This is a genomic window from Promicromonospora alba, from assembly GCF_042654905.1.
GTDB classification, from domain to species: Bacteria; Actinomycetota; Actinomycetes; order Actinomycetales; family Cellulomonadaceae; genus Promicromonospora; species Promicromonospora alba.
In genome coordinates this window covers 71,673-90,251 of the sequence record NZ_JBHSFI010000010.1, presented here as the reverse complement: position 1 = coordinate 90,251, position 18,579 = coordinate 71,673, and the positions used below count along the sequence as shown (strand labels likewise).

General features: G+C 72.7%; 12 protein-coding genes. 10 read left to right on the top strand and 2 right to left on the bottom strand.

Going from position 1 to position 18,579, the window contains the following annotated elements:
• Nucleotides 1–29: 29 nt before the first annotated feature.
• On the bottom strand, nt 30–2,135 hold the full coding sequence (locus tag ACFO6V_RS27245) for an alpha-1,4-glucan--maltose-1-phosphate maltosyltransferase (RefSeq protein ID WP_377142077.1): 2,106 nt from the start codon (nt 2,133–2,135) through the stop codon (nt 30–32).
• 206 nt (nt 2,136–2,341) lie between these two features.
• Here ACFO6V_RS27245 and glgP point away from each other — a divergent pair, with 206 nt between their 5' ends.
• Together glgP and ACFO6V_RS27235 are read left to right on the top strand one after the other, a co-directional pair.
• Nucleotides 2,342–4,924: an alpha-glucan family phosphorylase gene (glgP, locus tag ACFO6V_RS27240; RefSeq protein ID WP_377142074.1), complete on the top strand. Its 2,583-nt coding sequence runs from the start codon at nt 2,342–2,344 to the stop codon at nt 4,922–4,924.
• Nucleotides 4,925–5,069: 145 nt separating this feature from the next.
• On the top strand, nt 5,070–5,267 hold the full coding sequence (locus tag ACFO6V_RS27235; protein WP_377142071.1) for a ferredoxin: 198 nt from the start codon (nt 5,070–5,072) through the stop codon (nt 5,265–5,267).
• On the opposite strand, the gene ACFO6V_RS27230 is transcribed toward ACFO6V_RS27235, so the two are convergent.
• Nucleotides 5,242–5,544, bottom strand: a complete 303-nt coding sequence (locus ACFO6V_RS27230; protein WP_377142068.1) for a hypothetical protein — start codon at nt 5,542–5,544, stop codon at nt 5,242–5,244. The genes ACFO6V_RS27235 and ACFO6V_RS27230 overlap by 26 nt on opposite strands.
• 139 nt (nt 5,545–5,683) lie before the next feature.
• Here ACFO6V_RS27230 and fdxA point away from each other — a divergent pair, with 139 nt between their 5' ends.
• The 8 genes from fdxA to ACFO6V_RS27190 all read left to right on the top strand — a co-directional run bounded on the left by fdxA (nt 5,684) and on the right by ACFO6V_RS27190 (nt 18,435).
• Nucleotides 5,684–6,001, top strand: a complete 318-nt coding sequence (fdxA, locus tag ACFO6V_RS27225) for a ferredoxin (protein WP_020017584.1) — start codon at nt 5,684–5,686, stop codon at nt 5,999–6,001.
• 11 nt (nt 6,002–6,012) lie between these two features.
• A complete protein-coding gene (dapC, locus tag ACFO6V_RS27220; protein WP_377142065.1) occupies nt 6,013–7,131 on the top strand; it encodes a succinyldiaminopimelate transaminase in 1,119 nt (372 codons plus the stop codon).
• A gap of 124 nt (nt 7,132–7,255) precedes the next feature.
• Nucleotides 7,256–8,563, top strand: a complete 1,308-nt coding sequence (locus ACFO6V_RS27215) for a citrate synthase (protein WP_377142062.1) — start codon at nt 7,256–7,258, stop codon at nt 8,561–8,563.
• 135 nt (nt 8,564–8,698) lie between these two features.
• Nucleotides 8,699–11,968, top strand: a complete 3,270-nt coding sequence (locus tag ACFO6V_RS27210) for an FtsX-like permease family protein (RefSeq protein WP_377142059.1) — start codon at nt 8,699–8,701, stop codon at nt 11,966–11,968.
• Nucleotides 11,968–14,766, top strand: a complete 2,799-nt coding sequence (locus ACFO6V_RS27205; RefSeq protein ID WP_377142058.1) for an FtsX-like permease family protein — start codon at nt 11,968–11,970, stop codon at nt 14,764–14,766. The genes ACFO6V_RS27210 and ACFO6V_RS27205 overlap by 1 nt, the downstream gene beginning before the upstream one ends.
• Before the next feature lie 42 nt (nt 14,767–14,808).
• Entirely contained in the window at nt 14,809–15,819 is a 1,011-nt protein-coding gene (locus ACFO6V_RS27200) for an ABC transporter ATP-binding protein (RefSeq protein WP_377142055.1), read from the top strand.
• Nucleotides 15,816–16,520: an ABC transporter ATP-binding protein gene (locus ACFO6V_RS27195; RefSeq protein WP_377142052.1), complete on the top strand. Its 705-nt coding sequence runs from the start codon at nt 15,816–15,818 to the stop codon at nt 16,518–16,520. The genes ACFO6V_RS27200 and ACFO6V_RS27195 overlap by 4 nt, the downstream gene beginning before the upstream one ends.
• A 247-nt stretch (nt 16,521–16,767) precedes the next feature.
• Nucleotides 16,768–18,435 (top strand): peptide ABC transporter substrate-binding protein, encoded by a 1,668-nt coding sequence (locus ACFO6V_RS27190; protein WP_377142050.1) that lies wholly within the window; start codon nt 16,768–16,770, stop codon nt 18,433–18,435.
• Nucleotides 18,436–18,579: the final 144 nt, after the last annotated feature.

The window sequence follows — 18,579 nt, the reverse complement described above, 5'->3', positions numbered from 1 at the left end:
GACGGCGGGGCCACCCGGTCCGAAGGTCGTCATGCCGGACCCACCTGGAGGACGTGTGCCACGCGGACCTGCGGGTCGAGCCGGACCCAGGGATGGGCTCCCCAGCCGTAGGTCTCGCCGGACAACAGGTCGTGCGCCACGAAGAAGGGTGCGCTGTCATCGCCCTCGGGAGCACGGAGGCCGAGGGCGGAAAGGTTCAGGTCCACTACAGACTCCTGTGCGTTCCGGGGGTCCAGGTTCAGCACGACCACGACCACGTCGTCGTGCCGCGGGGCACGCCGATCGTTGCCCCCTGCACTCATGGTGCGGCCCTGGGGCTTCGCTGTCGCGCGCGGGAGACGATCAGCGGGGATCCGGCGCGAGAACGCCACCACGTTGCTGTTCGTCGTCGGATGGATCGTCAGGTTTCGCAGCTGCTGGAGCGCGGGGTGCGCCCGGCGGATCTCGTTGAGCTTGCCCAGCAGCAGCGCGATCCCGTACTCGTCGGCGCGCTCCCAGTCCCTGGGCCGGTACTCGTACTTCTCGTTGTCTATCTGCTCCTCGGCGCCGGGCCGCGGGGTGCTCTCCACGAGCTCGTAGCCCGAGTAGATGCCCCAGGTGGGCGAGCCCGTGGCGGCCAGCACCGCGCGCACGGCGAAGGCCGCGACGCCGCCCTCGCTCAGGTAGGGCGGCAGGATGTCGTGGGTGGTGGGCCAGAAGGACGGGCGCAGCACCGAGCCCTGCGGCCCGCTGACCTCGGCCAGGTACTCCTCGATCTCCTCCTTCGTGTTGCGCCAGGTGAAGTAGGAGTACGACTGGTGGAAGCCGACCCGCGCCAGCGTCTGCATCATCGCCGGCTTGGTGAACGCCTCCGACAGGAAGATGACCTCGGGGTTCGTCGCGTGCACCTCCGCGAGGAGCCACTCCCAGAAGTTGACCGGCTTGGTGTGCGGGTTGTCGATCCGGAACAGGGTGACGCCCCGGTCGATCCACGTGCGGAAGACGTCCAGCATCGCCGCGTACAGACCATCGGGGTCGGTGTCGAAGCTGAGCGGGTAGATGTCCTGATACTTCTTGGGCGGGTTCTCCGCGTAGGCGATGGACCCGTCGGCGCGGATGACGAACCACTCGGGATGCTCGGTGATCCAGGGGTGCTCGGGTGACGCGTTGAGGGCGATGTCGAGCGCCACCTCCAGCCCCTGGGCGCGGGCCGCCGCGACGAAGGCCTTGAAGTCCTTCTCCGTCCCCAGGTCCGGGTGGATGGCGTCGTGCCCGCCGTCCGCCGACCCGATCGCGTACGGGCTGCCCGGGTCGCCGGGCTCAGCCTCCAGCGAGTTGTTGCGGCCCTTGCGGAACGTGGTGCCGATGGGGGAGATAGGCGTCAGGTAGACGACGTCGAACCCCATCGCCGCGATGGCGGGCAGCCGCTTGGCAGCGGTCCTGAACGTGCCGGACACCCACGTGCCGTCCTTCTTCTGGTACGCCCCCTCCGACCGGGGGAACATCTCGTACCAGGCCCCGGCCAGCGCCAGCTGCCGGGACACCCGCAGCGGGTAGGTGTCCGACGCCGAGACCAGCTCACGCAGGGGCGCCCGCCGCAGGGCCTCGGTGACCTCGGGCGACGTCGCCACGGCGAACCGGGCCTCCGCCGGCCGGGAGGCGTCGCCCAGCGCCCGCCGTGCCGCAGTCAGGGCCCGCGCGGCACGAGTGGTGCGGCCCCGGGCGACCAGTGCGTCCTCCGGCACCAGGCGGCAGATCCTGTCGAACAGCCGCACGCCCTCCGCGAGCATCAGCTCGACGTCGATGCCCGCGGCGATCTTGATTCCAGCGGAGTGCACCCAGGTCGCGTACGGGTCCGACCACCCCTCCACCCGGAACGACCAGTCGCCCTCGGCATCGGGCTGCAGGAAACCGCGGAAGCGGTCCAGGCCGGGGGAGACGTCGACCATCGGGGCCCACGAGTGGTCGGTTCCGTCCGGGGCGACCAGCACCGCCGTCGCGGCGACGGCGTCGTGCCCCTCGCGGAAGACCGTCGCCTCGATCGGGACCACCTCCCCGACCACGGCTTTCGCCGGCCACCGTCCGGCCTCGACGACGGGGGAGACCTCGAGGACGGGGATTCGGCCGATCCGGCCGGGAGTCGAGTACGGGCTCACCGGAACACGCTATCGACCGATACGGGGGACTCGCCTTTCGGGCGCGCCGGGTTTCGAAACTGTCCTGTGGAGGTCCGCGGCGATGCCGTGCTGACGACGCCGTGACGACGCCGTGACGACGCCGTCGTGAGGACGTCGCGCAGACCGGATCGCATATCCCACCAGGCGGGATGTGCTCGCCCGGACATGTGCGTAGTCTTCGTCCAGTGAGAGCGATCCGCAGATTCACCGTCCGCACGGTCCTCCCCGAGCAGCTCGCGGCGCTCGACGAGCTGGCCCAGAACCTTCGCTGGTCCTGGCACGCGCCGACGCGCGAGCTGTTCGCGAGCATCGACCCAGAGCTCTGGTCCGACGTCCGGGGCGATCCCGTGGCGCTGCTCGCCGCGCTCGGCTCCGAACGGCTGTCGGCGCTCGCCGCCGACGAGTCGTTCACCGGCCGGGTACGCGCGGCGTCGGACGACCTCCACCGCTACCTGCGGGACCCGCAGTGGTACCAGGGCCAGACGGCGACGTCGGGCGGCGAGCTGCCGCGCGCCATCGCCTACTTCTCGCCGGAGTTCGGCATCACCTCGGTCCTGCCGCAGTACTCGGGCGGCCTCGGCATCCTGGCGGGCGACCACCTGAAGAGCGCCTCCGACATGGGCGTGCCCATCGTCGGCGTCGGCCTGCTGTACGGGGCCGGCTACTTCCGGCAGTCGCTGACCCGTGACGCGTGGCAGGTGGAGACGTACCCGCTGCTCGACCCGGACGGCCTGCCGCTCGCGGTCCTGCGCGAGGAGGACGGCACGCCCGCACTCATCTCGCTCGACCTGCCCGGCGGCCGCAAGCTGCACGCGCACATCTGGGTCGCAGCCGTCGGCCGCGTGCCGCTGCTGCTGCTCGACTCGAACGTGCCCGAGAACGACGACACGTCCCGCAAGGTCACCGACCGCCTCTACGGCGGCGGCGGCGAGCACCGCCTGCAGCAGGAGCTGCTGCTCGGCGTGGGCGGCGTGCGCGCGCTGCGTGCCTGGTCGCGCCTCACCGGGGCGCCGGACCCGGAGGTCTACCACACCAACGAGGGCCACGCCGGCTTCCTCGGGGTGGAGCGCATCCGCGAGCTCGTCGGGTCCGGCCTGAGTGTCGGCGAGGCGCACGAGGCGGTTCGCGCCGCGACGGTGTTCACCACGCACACGCCCGTCCCCGCCGGTATCGACCGGTTCCCGAAGGACCTGGTCAGCACCTACTTCGGCGGCGACAACGCGATGGACGGCGTGCCGCTGGAGAGCGTCCTGGCGCTCGGCTCCGAGGACTACGACGGCGGCGACCCGACGGTGTTCAACATGGCGGTGATGGGCCTGCGGCTCGGCGGCCGGGCGAACGGCGTCTCGCTGCTGCACGGCCAGGTCTCCCGGGAGATGTTCGAGGGGCTCTGGCCGGGGTTCGACGCGCGGGAGGTGCCGATCAGGTCGGTCACCAACGGCGTGCACTCGCCCACCTGGGTCGCGCCACGGCTGGCCGCCGTGGAGGCGGAGCGGATGGGGCTGGACCAGATCACGGCGCCCGAGGCGTCGGCCGGCTGGCTCGACCCGAGCAGGGTGTCCGACGCCGAGCTGTGGGCCCTGCGCGGTGAGCTGCGCGGCGAGCTCGTGGCCGAGGCCCGGCGCCGGGTGCGCAAGTCCTGGCGCGAGCGCGGGGCGTCCCCGGCCGAGCTCGGCTGGGTCGACGACATCCTGTCGCCCGACGTGCTCACCATCGGCTTCGCGCGCCGCGTGCCCACCTACAAGCGGCTCACGCTCATGCTGCGCGACCAGGACCGGCTCAAGGCGCTCCTGCTGCACCCCGAGCGGCCCGTGCAGCTCGTCGTGGCGGGCAAGTCGCACCCGGCCGACGACTCGGGCAAGCGGCTCATCCAGCAGCTCGTCCGGTTCGCCGACGACCCCGAGGTGCGGCACCGCATCGTCTTCCTGCCGAACTACGACATCGGCATGGCGCAGTCGCTGTACCCGGGCTGCGACGTCTGGCTGAACAACCCGCTGCGGCCGCTGGAGGCCTCCGGGACCTCCGGCATGAAGAGCGCGCTCAACGGCGGCCTGAACCTCTCCATCGAGGACGGCTGGTGGGCCGAGTGGTACGACGGCGAGAACGGCTGGGGCATCCCGACCGCCGACGGCGTCGAGGACGCCGACCGCCGGGACGACCTGGAGGCCGCCGCGCTGTACGACCTGGTCGAGTCCCAGGTGGCGCCCGCGTTCTACGACCGGACCGACGGCGTGCCGGGCCGCTGGCTCGAGATGGTGCGGCACACGCTCGCCACGCTCGGCCCGAAGGTGCAGGCCACGCGCATGGTCTCCGAGTACGTGCACGGCCTGTACGCCCCGGCCGCCGAGGCCGGCCGGCTGCTCGCCACCGACGGGTTCGCCACTGCGAAGGACCTGGCGGGCTGGAAGGAGCACGTGCGGAGCTCGTGGTCCCAGGTGCGGGTGGACCACGTGGAGTCCGCGGGGATCGGCGAGGCGGTGCAGGTCGGCGACCGGCTCACCGTGCGGGCGTACGTGTCGCTGGGCGCGCTGTCGCCCGACGACGTGGACGTCCAGGTGGTGCACGGCCGCGTCACGGAGGCCGACGTCATCGAGGAGTTCGCCGCCGAGCCGCTCGCGCTCACCGAGTCCTACGAGGCCGGGCGCCACGCGTTCGGCGGCGAGGTGGACCTGGACACGTCCGGCCCGTTCGGCTACACGGTCCGGATAGTGCCCAAGCACGCGCACCTCACAAGCGTTGCTGAGCTGGGCTTGGTGGCCAACGCCTGACGGCGCCTTTGATCCGTCGAACATAGGAGTGGTCGCCTTCTCGGCAGCGAGAGGGCGGCTACTCCTACGTTCGGCGCCTGTGATGTGCCCGGGTTTCCCGGCCGCCGATTAGGCGAAGTGGGTGTCGGGTAGGGAGAGTGTTCCCATGAAGATCAACGTGGACCAGGACGCCTGCTGCGGCGCCGGCCAGTGTGTGCTGCTCGCCCCCGAGGTGTTCGGTCAGGACGACGACGACCGGGTCATCCTGCTGGACGAGCGCCCGGGCCCGGAGCTCGACTTCGCCGTGCAGGAGGCAGTGAGCATGTGCCCGACGGGCGTCATCTGGGTGGACCAGAACGCCTGACGGGCCGCGGCGGGATCGGCTTGGCGGTCTCGATGTCGGCGGCCGCGACGGTGACCTCTTCCGGCTCCCCGCGGCCGGGCACCGGATCGGTGCGGAGCCGCAGGCCGGCGTCGGACACCTCGACGACGAAGCCGATCAGATCCGTCCAGCGGTGTGCCGTTCCGCCGTCGGACACCACGGGGCCCGAGGGCGTGAGCCGGCGCCGCACGACCGCCCGGGTGCCGGGTCGGAGTGCGCGCCAGCCGCCCGTCGGAGGCGGCGGTGTAGCGAATGTCACTCAGGTTCCCTTTCCGCTGCGTGAGACCGGTGGGGATCTGCGGGTCTCCCGGGAGATACTAGGATCGCGCCGCCGGGTTCGTACCGCGGTCCGCATCGTGCATGATCCTTAAGTCCGGAAGTGGAAGGACACCCTCGAAGTGACCTACGTGATCGCTCAGCCATGCGTCGACGTCAAGGACCGGGCATGCATCGAGGAGTGTCCCGTGGACTGCATCTACGAGGGCAGCCGCTCCCTGTACATCCACCCCGACGAGTGCGTGGACTGCGGTGCCTGCGAGCCGGTCTGCCCGGTGGAGGCCATCTACTACGAGGACGACGTCCCCGATGAGTGGAAGGACTACTACCGCGCGAACGTCGAGTTCTTCGACGACCTCGGCTCGCCCGGTGGTGCCGCGAAGATGGGCGTCATCGAGAAGGACGACCCGATGATCGCGGCCCTTCCGCCCCAGGCCTGACGGCCCGCGACATGGGGCTGCACGACCTCTCCGGCCTGCCGTACCCCTGGGACTCGATCGCCGGCATCACGGCGACCGCCGGGGCCTACCCCGGCGGTCTGGTCGATCTCTCCATGGGCACGCCCGTGGACCCGACGCCCGAGGTCGTGCGGCACGCGCTCGAGGCGGCGTCCGACGCGCCGGGCTACCCGATGACGGCGGGCACGCCCGCGCTGCGCCAGGCCGTCGCCGACTGGTTCGCCAGACGCCGGGGCGTGCCCGGCCTCGACCCCGTCGCCGTGGTGCCGACCATCGGCTCCAAGGAGCTCGTGGGCCTGCTGCCCTCGCTGCTCCGCCTCGGACCGGGCGACGTCGTCGTGCACCCGGCCGTCGCCTATCCGACCTACGTGGCGGGCATTCGCGCGGCGGGCGCCACGCCGCTGGCGACCGACGACATCGCCGACTGGGCCGGCCGGGACGACGTCCGCATGGTGTGGGTCAACTCGCCAGGGAACCCGACGGGCCGGGTGCTGGACGTCGAGGCCCTGCGTGCCGTGGTGGCGGCGGCGCGCGCCATCGGCGCCGTCGTCGTCTCCGACGAGTGCTACGCGGAGCTGGCGTGGGAGGCCCCCTGGGTGGAGGACGGCGTCCCGTCGATCCTCGACCCGCGCGTGTGTGACGGTTCCCACGACGGGCTGCTCGCGGCGTACTCCCTGTCCAAGCAGTCCAGCATCGCGGGCTACCGGGCGGCGTTCCTCGCGGGCGACGCGGCGCTGATCGCCGACCTCACGCAGACCCGCAAGCATCTCGGCCTCATCGTGCCCGCTCCGGTGCAGGCCGCGATGACTGCCGCGCTGTCCGACGACGAGCACGTCGCCGCGCAGCGCGAGGTCTACGGCGCCCGGCGCCGGGCGCTGACCGCCGCGGTCGTCGCGGCAGGGCTCGTCGTGGAGGAATCGGGAGCGGGCCTGTACCTCTGGGTGGCGGCGCCGGACGGGCGTTCCGGCCTGCAGATCGCCGAATGGTTCGCGGATCGCGGCATCCTCACCGCGCCCGGCCACCTCTACGGCGACGACGAGCACACGCGAGTGGCGTTGACCTCCACTGACGCGCAGATTGCCGACGCTGTGGCACGCCTCACAGAGGCTTGACCGATGGATTGGAAAAAAAAGAGCAGGGCGCGATACTGTCGTGCCCCAGGTCGACGCTGCCCGTGAATTTCCTTCACCGCAGTTTCACAGCAGCGTCCCTCGTGCGCCATTCAGGAAGGAAGACATGACCTCCACACCGGTGGACGGCTCGAGCCGCGTCGAGCTCGCCGTCAACGGAACCTCTCACACCCTGCCTGTCGTCGCCGCGAGCGAGGGGAACGACGGCATAGTCGTGTCGTCGCTGCTCAAGGACACGGGCCTGGTCACGGTCGATCCGGGCTTCATGAACACGGCGTCGTGCGAGTCGTCGATCACGTACATCGACGGCGATGCGGGCATCCTGCGCTACCGCGGCTACCCGATCGACCAGCTCGCCTCGGGCTCGGGCTTCCTCGAGGTGGCCTACCTGCTCATCTACGGCGAGCTACCGAGCGCCGCGGAGCTGGACTCGTTCACGGAGCGGGTCAACCGCCACACGCTCGTGCACGAGGACTTCCGCACGTTCATGGGCACCTTCCCCCGGAACGCGCACCCGATGGCGGTGCTCGCGTCCGCGGTGAACGCGCTGGGCACGTTCTACCCCGAGTCGCTGGACCCCGCGGACGACGACCAGGTCGACCTGGCCACGGTGCTGCTGCTCGCCAAGACGCGCACCATCACGTCCTACCTGCACCGTCGCCGGGTGGGCGAGCCGCTGCTGTACCCGGACTACTCGCGCGGGTACGTCGAGGACTTCCTGCGGATGACGTTCGCGACGCCGTACGAGGCCTACGAGGCCGACCCGATGATCGTGGACGCCCTGGAGAAGCTGCTCGTGCTGCACGCGGACCACGAGCAGAACTGCTCGACGTCCACGGTGCGCGTCGTCGGCTCGTCCAACGCGACCCTCTACGCATCGGTGGCCGCGGGCGTGAACGCCCTGTCCGGTCCGGCGCACGGCGGCGCCAACGAGGCGGTGCTGACCATGCTCGAGAAGATCCGCTCGGGCGGCGAGACCGTCGAGACCTTCATGGACAAGGTCAAGAACAAGCAGGACGGCGTGCGCCTGATGGGCTTCGGCCACCGGGTCTACAAGTCCTACGACCCGCGCGCCGCGATCGTGAAGAAGTCGGCCGACGAGGTGCTCGACAAGCTCGGCGCCAAGGACGAGCTGCTCGACATCGCGCGCGGCCTCGAGGAGATCGCCCTCTCGGACGACTACTTCGTGGAGCGCAAGCTCTACCCGAACGTGGACTTCTACACGGGCCTCATCTACAAGGCGATGGGCTTCGAGCCCGCCATGTTCACGCCGCTGTTCGCGCTGGGCCGCATGCCCGGCTGGATCGCCCAGTGGCGCGAGATGATCAAGGACCCGCAGACGAAGATCGGCCGCCCGCGCCAGGTGTACACCGGTGCGACGGAGCGCCCGTACATCCCGGCCGGTATGCGCTGACCCGCCTGGTACGCCGAAGTAGAGTGTTTGTCCGGACAGGCGCTCTACTTCGGCCGCTGGGGGCGTGATCGGATCGTTGCCTTGAGCACCAGCACTTTAGTCGTCCGTGTCACAGGGCGCGGCTAGTTTGGCTCCGTGAGTCGAGCCACCCTCCTTGCCCGCCGGTCCACGGCGCACCGTGGGCTGCTCGCGCTCGTCTGGCTGCTGGTGGCGGTGCTCACCGGTGCCCTCGGTGTGACCGTCGGCTGGACGCAGGCCGCCGCCACCGCCGGTGCCCGCGACGGGCTCGCGGCGGCAGAGCCGTCCGGCCGCGCGCTGCAGCTCGCCACCCGGATGGCGGACGGCGGCGCCGCCGACGCGCAGGACGTCAAGGTCCGGCAGGCGCTCGAGGGCCTGCTCGACGGCGTACCGCACCAGGTCGCCTACGACGTGCGGACCGAGCCGCAGTACACGCGGGGCAGCGAGGGTCAGGACCTGGGCCGCTGGTCGGTGGCACTGCTCCCGGCCTCGTCGCGCGCTGAGACGCTGGCCGGCGCGGGCGCCTCGGGTGTCACCCTGACGGACGGCGCCTGGCCCGCCGGTCGCGACGAGGCGGCCGTGCAGGCCGACGCCGCGGAGGCTGCGGGCCTGAGCGTCGGCGACACCGTCCGCCTCGGCGTCGACGCGGACAGCCCCACCGTTACCGGCACGCCGGTCACCATCACGGCGACCTGGCGGGTCACCGACCCCGACGCCGCGGTCTGGCTCGGCGATCCCGCGATGCTGACGGGCTCGGACGGCGCCTACCCCGGCCCGGTGGTGGTGAGCCAGGAGACCTTGGCCGACCTGGACACCGACCCGTTCGCCCGCTGGACGGTGGTGCCCGACGGCGCCGCGATCACCCCTGCGCACCTGCCCGCCCTCGCCGCGCTCGGCGCCGGGATCGAGCGAGGTCTGGGCGAGGACACGTCCGTCGCACCGCGCGGCCTGACCGTCGCCGGAACGCTCGACACGCTCGCCGCCGACCTCGCGGCCGCGCTGGACGCGGCGGACGCCGTCGCCCTGGTGCCGCTCTGCCTGCTGGCGCTCGTGGGCCTGGTCGCGCTCGTGCAGGTGGCGCGGCTGCTGGCCGCTACCCGCGAGGGAGAGGTGGCGCTGCTCGTCTCGCGCGGGGCCTCGCCCGGGACGGTGACGGCTGCCGCCGTCGTGGAGGGTGTGCTGCTCGCGCTGACCGCCGCGGCGGCGGGCGGGACCGCGGCGTGGGCCGCGCTGGGGATCGTCGCAGCGGAGGGCGCCGGGGCTGCTGCCCCCGCGACGACGCCGGTGGCGGTAGCGCTCGCCGTGGCCGTCGTGGCGGCCGCGACGCTCACGCTGGTGGCGGCGCTGCAGGTGCAGGCGGCGGTACGGCGACAGGTGACGGACCGCTCGGGACGCGTACGCCAGGTGGCCGCGCTGGGCACGGTGGTGCTGACGGTGGCCGCCGCTGCGGTGAGCGTCACCCAGCTGCTGCGCTACGGCTCCCCGCTCCTGACCACCCCCGACGGCGCGCGCACCGACCTCACGGCGGCCGCGGCCCCGGCCCTCGCACTGGCCGCGCTCGCCGTGGCGGCGATGGCCGTGCTCGGCCCGGCCACGCGGCTGTGGGCGGCGCTCGCCGGCCGGTCGCGTGGCATCGTCGGTCCGCTTGCCGCCCGGCAGGTCGCCCGGCGGCTCGTCGTCTACGTGGTGCCGGTGGTCCTGCTCGTGCTCGCGGGCGGTGCCGCCACCCTGGCCGGCGGGTACACCGGCACCGCCGAGCGGCTGCGGGCCGACGTCGACGTGCTCGCCAACGGCGCGGACGTGCGGGTCACGGCCCCGGAGAACGGGCCTCTCGATCCGGCGCCGTACCTGCCGGGCGGGCCGGGCACCGACGCCTCGGGCCCGGACGCCGTCGCCGCGGCGCCCGCGCTGGCCACCACCGGATACTCCGACGGGCGCCCGGTCACGATGCTCGCGCTGCCCGCGGCCGCGCTGCCCGCGGTGATGCGCGCACCGGCCGAGGTGCTCGACGTCGACCGGACAGCCGACACCCTGGCCGGCGACCCGTTCGCGACGGCGCCCGCCCTGCCCGACGACGCCCGCGACGTCAGCGTCACCGTCAGCGGTTGGATCCGTCCGCTCACGGGCGTGGCCACGATGACGGGCGGGCCCCCGCACGAGCTCGAGATGTCGATGGTGCTCGCCGCACCCGACGGGACGCTCGCCACGATCGAGCTGGGACAGCTCGTCGAGGGCGATGGGACAGGCAGCACCCTCGGCCCGGACCTCACCACGCACGAGCTGTCCGCGGAGGTGCCCCCGCCGCCGGCGGGCCAGGCATGGCGCGTCGCCGCCCTCGACCTGGACACCCGGCCCGGCTGGTGGCTCGCCGACGCGAGGCTGGCCGTCGTCGGGCTCACGGCGGGCGGGGAACCGCTGGAGGTCTCCGAGTGGACACGGTCCGAGACGCTCGACGGTGCCGAGGGGCTGGAGCTGAGCCCCGACGCGCCGCCCGGCGAGGTCGAGCTCAGCATGCCGCTCGGCGACGGCGCGGCGGCGGCCAGCAGGCTGCGCCTCCTGACCACGCCCGAACCGGAACCCGTCCCGCTGCTCGTCTCGTCCTCCCTGACGGAGGCGCTGAGCATCGAGGCGGGGGACCCGTTCGAGCTGACCCTCGGCGGGGCACGTCTGATGGTCGTGTCCGTCGCGTCGTCGGGCACGGTGCCCGGCGCGCTCGAGCCGTACGCCGCCCTGCTCGACCGGGGTACGCTCGCCGCCGCGCTGGTCCGCGAGGTCGACGAACCGGCGCTGACGAGCGAGGTCTGGCTGGCCGCGGGGCCGCCCGGCGCCACCGCGCCCGCCGACGCCGTGGCGCGCCTGGCCCAGGAGGTGACCGCCGAGGCCGAGGCCAGCAGCGCGAGCGTCCGCGACCGGCCGGACGTCACGACGCCCGGCCACGGCACCACGGCCACGGCCGTACCCGTCCGGGTCTCGTTCTGGCTCGCCGCCGCGGGAGCGACGGTGCTCGCCCTCGCGGGAGTGCTGGCCGTCGCCGTGGCGACGCTGCGCCAGCGACGCGGCGAGGTCATCGTGCTGCGCGCGGTCGGGCTCGGCCCGGTGGCGCAGGCCCGGGCGCGGTCCGCCGAGCTGATCTCCGTCGGTCTGGTGGCGCTCGCGGTGGGCGCCGTCGCCGGCTGGTGGGTCGCCCGGTTCGTGGTCGGCGGCCTCGCGGCCGCGACGCTCACCGGCATCGACGCGGCACCGCCGGCCCGGTTCGTCCTGGAGACCGCGGGAACCGGCCTGGTGCTGGCCGCCGCGGTGGCCGGCCTCGTCCTGGTGGCGGCCGGGGTGGGCGGGCGCGTCGCCGGGCAGGCCCGCGACACCACCTACCGCGAGGAGGTCCGCTGATGGGCGCACTGTCCGGACTGGGTCTGCTCGCGCGGCGGCAGCTGCGCACGTCCTGGGGGGCCACGGCGACGCTCGGCGTCGTCGCGTTCCTCGCGGCCGGGGTGCTGTCGACCGCACCGCGCGCCGTCGCCACCATGCACGGGGACCAGGTGGCCTACGAGACGGCCGCGGCCTCGGGCCTCTCCCGGGACGTGATCTCCGTGGTCGGAGCGGTGCCCGGGGTGCCGCCGCCCGAGATGTACTACGTCGACGAGCCCGTCGAGGGCACCCCCGCCGAACCCGACTGGTCACCGTTCCTCGCCAACCTCGACGCCGTGCGCGGCGAGATACCGGAGCCGTTGCGCTCGGCGATGGGCATGCCCCAGTTCCATGTGAGCGCTGCCGACCTCACCTACACCGACCCGGTACCGGCCTCGGAGCTGGCAGAGGCCAAGGTCCTGCTCCGCACGGCTCCCGGCCTGGCGGACCATGCGGAGCTCGTCGAGGGGAGCTGGCCTGCGGCGACGCCGGCCGGCGGTACCCACCCGGTCGAGGTGGCGGTCTCGCGCGCCGTCGCCGACGCCTACGGCTGGGAGCTCGGCGGCCAGTACGGCACGCTCGGCTCGGGTGCCGGCGCCGTTGCGGACCGCTACCCGAGCCTGGTCGTGACGGGCATCTTCGAGACCGGTGACCCCGACGCCGACTACTGGTTGCACAACAGTCTCGGCGCACGGGCCTCCGTGATCGCCGACCCCAACCGCGGCCTGCTCGGTACTGCCTCCGTCTATGTCAGTCCGGCGATGATCGTGCCCCTGACCCGGGGCTACGCCGAGACCCGCGTCTGGTACCCGGTCAGCACCGACGACGTGACGGCGGCCGCTGTGCCGGACCTCCTGTCCCAGGTCAACGGGCTCTCGACCAAGGTGATCCCCGTCCCGGCCGGACCCGACGACCCCACGCCGATCCAGCTGCGGCCCGACAGCCGGCTCAGCGAGATCCTGGACCGCCTGCTCGCGCAGCGCACCGGTGTCGACGCGATCGTCGCGGTCCTCGCCGTCGGGCCGCTCGGCGCGACCGTCGCTGTGCTGGCCCTGGGCGCTCGCCTCGTCGTGGACCGGCGCCGTTCGGCCCTCGCCCTGCTGCGCGCCCGCGGAGCGTCAGGGGGCCAGCTCCGCCTGCTCATGGGAGGCGAAGGGCTCGTCGTCGGGCTCGGCTCGGCAGCCGTCGGGTTCGGGGCGGGCCTCGCCCTCTCGACCTGGCTCGGCATGGACGCACCGGTGACCGTGAGCCAGGTGGGGCTCGCCCTCGCGGCGGGGCTCGCCCCGGCGGTCGCTCTCGCGCTCGCCACGTCGCCCGCCGGGCTCCGGACCACCCGGGCGGACCTCGCGCCCCGCTCGCGCAGCCGCGTGCGCTGGGTGCTCGAGGTGCTCGTCGTCGCGGGCGCGGCACTCGCGACCTGGCTGCTGCTCTCCCGCGGGGTCGTGGCCGGCTCGGGTGCGGGCTCCGGCGTCGACCCGCTGGTGGCAGCCGCGCCGCTCCTGGTGTCCCTCGCGCTCACCCTGCTCGCGGTACGTGCCTACCCCTGGATCGCGCTGGCGGTCGAACGCGCGCTCGCGCCGCGCCGCGACCTGGTGCCGTTCCTCGGGGCCGCCCGCGCCACGCGTGACCCGGCGGGCGGACCCGTGCCCGCGGTAGCGCTGGTGCTCGCCGTGGCCGTCGCCGCGACGTCCGCGGTGCTGTACTCGACGGTCTCCGGCGGCGTCGTCCGCGAGGCCTGGCGTGCGACCGGCGCCGACCTCCGGATCTCCGGCCCGGTGGTCGACGAGCCGGCGGCCGAGCAGATCGCCGCGCTCGACGGCGTCGAGGTGGTGGTCCCGGTCGGCGAGGTGGGCGACGGTGTGCTGCAGGGCGATGGCGGCTCCCCGCGTGCGGAGGTCTACACGGTCGACGCGGCGGCGCTCGCGACAGCCCAGGCGGACGTGGCAGGGGTACCGGAGACGCTCGGCGAGCTGGCCCGGGCGACCGGCTCCGGCGAGGCCGACGACGCGGTCCCGGTGATCCTCACCCGAGCCGCCGCCGGTCCCGGCGTGAGCCCGGGCAGCACCGGGATCACGCTCGCGACGCAGGAGGGCAACGTCCCCGTGCGCGTCGTCGACGTCGTCGACGAGCTGCCCGGACTGCCGGCCGACCGCTCCCTCGTCCTCGTCGACGCGGGCCGGCTGGCCGCGGGCACCGGCGACAGCAGCGGCTACCCACGGCTCGCACTCGTCGACCTGGCTGACGGTGCCGACCGTTCGGCGGTGGCCGCCGGGATTGTTCGTCTGCTCCCGACGGCGGTGGTGGAGGACCCGGACCAGGAGGCCGACGAGATGCTGGCGGCGCCGGTCTCCGGCGGGCTCGTGATCGCGTTCGTGCTGGCCGTGCTGCTCGCGGGCCTGCTCTGCGCGGCGGCCGTGGTGATGACGTTGATGCTCGCGGCGCCCGCGCGCGCCCGGCTGCTCGCCGTGCTGCAGACGCTCGGCCTGTCGCCACGCCAGGGGCGCGGGCTCGTCGGCTGGGAGATCGGGCCGTGGGCGGTGGTGGCGCTCGCGGTGGGCGCGGTGCTCGGCGTGGCGGTGCCGTCGCTCGTGCTGGCCGCGGTCGACGTCACGGCGCTGACGGGTGGCATCACGCAACCGGATGCTGCGTACGACCCCCTGCTCCTCGGCGCGGCCGCCGCAGGGTTCGTCGTGGTGGTGCTGGCCGCGGTGGGTGTCGCGGCGGCGCTGAGCCGGCGCGGCGAGGTGGCGGCCCAGCTGCGGATGGGCAGCAATGACTGACACGACGACGACCCTGTACCCAGGCGTTCGAGAGGGGACCCGATGAGCACGACCATCGAGCTGACGGACGGCGGCGCTCCGGTGTCGGCCGTCCCGGCGGAGGGCGGGGAGATCCGGTGCGGCGACCTGGTCCGGATCTTCGCCACGGACGGCGTCGAGGTGCAGGCGCTGCAAGGGCTCACGCTGAGCGTCGACCCGGGGGAGATCGTCGCCGTCGTCGGCGCGTCCGGGTCCGGGAAGTCCACACTGCTGACGATCCTCTCGGGCCTGGACACACCGACCGGCGGGTCGGCGGTGGTGGCGGGCACCGACCTGCTGACCATGGGGCACGCCGAACGGGTGCGCTACCAGCGCTCGACCGTCGGCTTCGTATGGCAGCAGACCTCGCGCAACCTCCTGCCGTACCTCACGGCGAGCGAGAACGTCCGGCTCCCGCTGGAGCTGGCGTCCCGCGGGTCGAGCCTGTCGAGACGGGACCGCGCGCGCCGCGTCGAGGCACTGCTCGAGCTGCTGGAGGTCGGTCATGTGGCCGGGCGGCGGCCGGGCGAGATGTCCGGCGGGGAGCAGCAGCGGACGGCGATCGCCGTCGCCGTGGCCAACAGCCCCCGCGTGCTGCTGGCCGACGAGCCCACCGGCGAGCTCGACGAGGCCACCTCCGTCGAGGTGCTGGAGGCCCTGCGCGGCGTGAACCGGGAGACGGGCGTGACCACCCTGATCGTGACGCACGACCCGACGGTGTCCGAGCACGTCGCGCGCACGATCCAGATCCGCGACGGCCGTACCTCCACGGAGACGCTGCGGCGTACGGAGACCGACGAGCACGGTGAGGCACGGCACGTCTCGGAGGAGTTCGCGGTGGTCGACCGGGTGGGCCGCCTGCAGCTCCCGCAGGACTTCGTGCACGCTCTCGACCTGCGCGACCGCGTGCGGCTGGCCCTGGAGCCGGACCACGTCGGCGTCTGGCCGGCGGCGCCGCAATCGCTGGTCGAGCCTGTCGAGACCGGACCGGGCACCGACGAGCTCGGCCGCCGGAAGACCGAGGAGGACCGATGACGACGACGACCGCGGCGCGCACCGTGCTGCGTGCCCAGGACCTCACCCGGGTGTTCGGTACCGGGGCGGGCGAGGTGCACGCGCTGACCAGCGCGTCGCTGGAGGTCGCGGCGGGCGAGCTGCTCGTGGTGCGCGGTCCGTCCGGCTCGGGCAAGACCACGCTGCTGAACCTGCTGGGCGGCCTGGACCGTCCGACGTCGGGCAGCGTGTGGCTGGGCGACTCCGAGCTGACGGCGCTGGGGGAGAAGGCGGTGCTCACCGCCCGGCGCGAACGGATCGGCTACGTGTTCCAGTCGTTCGGGCTGGTGCCCGTGCTCTCCGCGGCGGAGAACGTGGAGGTGCCGCTGCGGCTGCGGCGCACCGCCCCGGCCGAGCGTGCGGAACGGGTGGCGGCTGCGCTGGACGCCGTCGGGCTGGCCGGGCACGCGAAGCAGCGGCCCTACGAGCTCTCCGGTGGCCAGCAGCAGCGGGTGGGCATCGCCCGCGCGCTCGTGGCCGAGCCGGAACTGCTGCTCGCGGACGAGCCCACCGGGCAGCTCGATTCCGGGACCGCTGCCGTGGTGATGGACCTGCTCGCCCGGGTGGTGCACGAGAGGGGCGTCGCCGCCGTCGTCTCCACGCACGACCCGGAGCTGATGGCACGTGCGGACCGGGTGGTCGAGCTCCACGACGGCCGGGTGATAGACCGAGGCAACGGGTGAATTTCCTGGTGAACGGCCTGGCGGCACCTTTGTTACGGGTGTGAGAACCACCTGGTCAGAACTGTTACCGAGTGTTACCCGCGCATACCGAGATGGTCACAACTCGGTGGCTTTTCCTGTGAGGTGGTCATCGCCATCTGCATGTAGCGGCTACGTTAGGTCTGTTATCACTGGGCGCAAAGAAGCGTCCGCATCGCTCCGGACCGCGACCCGTCGGCTCGGGGTGAACTGCTACCCAGGAGGACACGTGACACCTCGAAAGCGACTTGTGGGGCTGAGTGCGTTCGCGCTCGCATCCGCGCTCGTGCTGACGGCTTGCGGCGGCGGTGGCGACGAGCCCCCCGCCGAGGGCGCCAGCTCCGGCATCGTGACGGTCGGCAACGGCGAGCCGCAGAACCCGATCATCCCGACCATGACCAACGAGACCTTCGGGTCCAAGGTTGTCAGCAGCGTCTTTGCCGGGCTCGTCTACTACGACGCCGAGGGTGTCGTGCACAACGAGGTCGCCGAGTCGATCGAGTCGGAAGACAACGTGGTCTGGAACGTCACGCTCAAGGACGGGTGGACGTTCTCGGACGGCACGCCGGTGACGGCGCAGAGCTTCGTCGACGCCTGGAACTACGGCGCCTACGGCCCCAATGCGCAGAACCTGAGCTACTTCTTCGAGCCCATCGAGGGCTTCGAGGACCTGCAGCTCGCCGAGGACCAGCTCGACGCCGAGGGCGTGCCGCTGGAGGGCGAGGTGCCCGCGGCAGAGGAGCTGTCCGGTCTCGAGGTCGTGAGCGACACCGAGTTCACCGTGACGCTCGCACAGCCGGAGTCCGACTTCCCGCTGCGGCTGGGCTACTCGGCGTTCTACCCGCTGCCCGAGTCCTTCTTCGAGGACCCGGAGGCGGCCGGCGAGGCCCCGATCGGCAACGGCCCGTACGTGCTGGAGACCTGGGAGCACAACGCGCTCATCGAGCTGCGCCCGAACGAGTCGTACGCGGGTGAGCGCACGGTCCAGAACGGTGGTGTGGACCTTGTGGCCTACACCGACGAGGACTCGGCCTACAACGACCTGCTCGACGGCAACCTGGACATCGTCACCAACGTCCCGGCGTCGGCGTTCGGCACCTTCGAGGAGGAGCTGGGTGACCGCGCCGTCAACCAGCCGGCCGCGGTGATCCAGGTGCTGCAGGTTCCCGAGTACGTCGAGGGCTTCCAGGGCGAGGCCGGGCTGCTGCGCCGCCAGGCCATCTCCAAGGCCATCGACCGCGACCAGGTCACGGAGACCGTGTTCAGCGGCTCCCGTACCCCCGCCTCGGACTTCACCTCACCGGTCATCAACGGCTGGAGCGAGGACGTCGAGGGCAGCGAGATCCTCGACTTCGACGCCGCGGAGGCCAAGCGGCTCTGGGACGAGGCAGAGGCGATCGAGCCCTGGGGCGACGAGCCGCTGCTGATCGCGTCCAACGCGGACAGCGACCACCAGTCGTGGATCGACCCGGTCTGCAACGGCATCCGCGACACGCTCGGCATCGACTGCGAGTTCGACGCCTACCCCACGTTCGACGAGTTCCTCGACGCGCGTGACAACGACGAGATCAAGGGCATCTACCGCGGCGGCTGGCAGGCCGACTACCCGGCCATGAGCAACTTCCTCGGCCCGGTCTACGGCACGGGTGCCGGCTCGAACGACATGGGCTACTCGAGCGAGGAGTTCGACAACAAGCTCACCGAGGCCAACGGTGCTACCGACCCCGAGGCCGCGATCGAGCTCTACAAGGAGGCCGAGACGATCCTGTTCCAGGACCTGCCGGGCATCCCGCTCTGGTACAACAACGCGACGGGCGGCTGGTCCGAGGCCGTCGAGGACGTCGTGTTCGGCTGGGACAGCGACCCGATCCTGTACCAGGTGACCAAGTCGGAGTGAGCCTGATCACGTCCGGACCTCCGGCGTGACGCTTCGCTCCAGGTGAGGCGGGGTACGCGCGTCGCGTACCCCGCCTTCCACTGTGCTGCGGCGCACCGTCCGGGTTGCTGTCCGGAACAATGGTTCGCTGAAACCGCTCAAGGA

Coding starts and splice junctions, on each gene's coding strand:
- ACFO6V_RS27235 (WP_377142071.1), top strand. CDS start 5,070: ATGAAGATCAACGTGGACCAGGACGCCTGCTGCGGCGCCGGCCAGTGT.
- dapC (WP_377142065.1), top strand. CDS start 6,013: ATGGGGCTGCACGACCTCTCCGGCCTGCCGTACCCCTGGGACTCGATC.
- ACFO6V_RS27215 (WP_377142062.1), top strand. CDS start 7,256: ATGACCTCCACACCGGTGGACGGCTCGAGCCGCGTCGAGCTCGCCGTC.
- ACFO6V_RS27205 (WP_377142058.1), top strand. CDS start 11,968: ATGGGCGCACTGTCCGGACTGGGTCTGCTCGCGCGGCGGCAGCTGCGC.
- ACFO6V_RS27200 (WP_377142055.1), top strand. CDS start 14,809: ATGAGCACGACCATCGAGCTGACGGACGGCGGCGCTCCGGTGTCGGCC.
- ACFO6V_RS27195 (WP_377142052.1), top strand. CDS start 15,816: ATGACGACGACGACCGCGGCGCGCACCGTGCTGCGTGCCCAGGACCTC.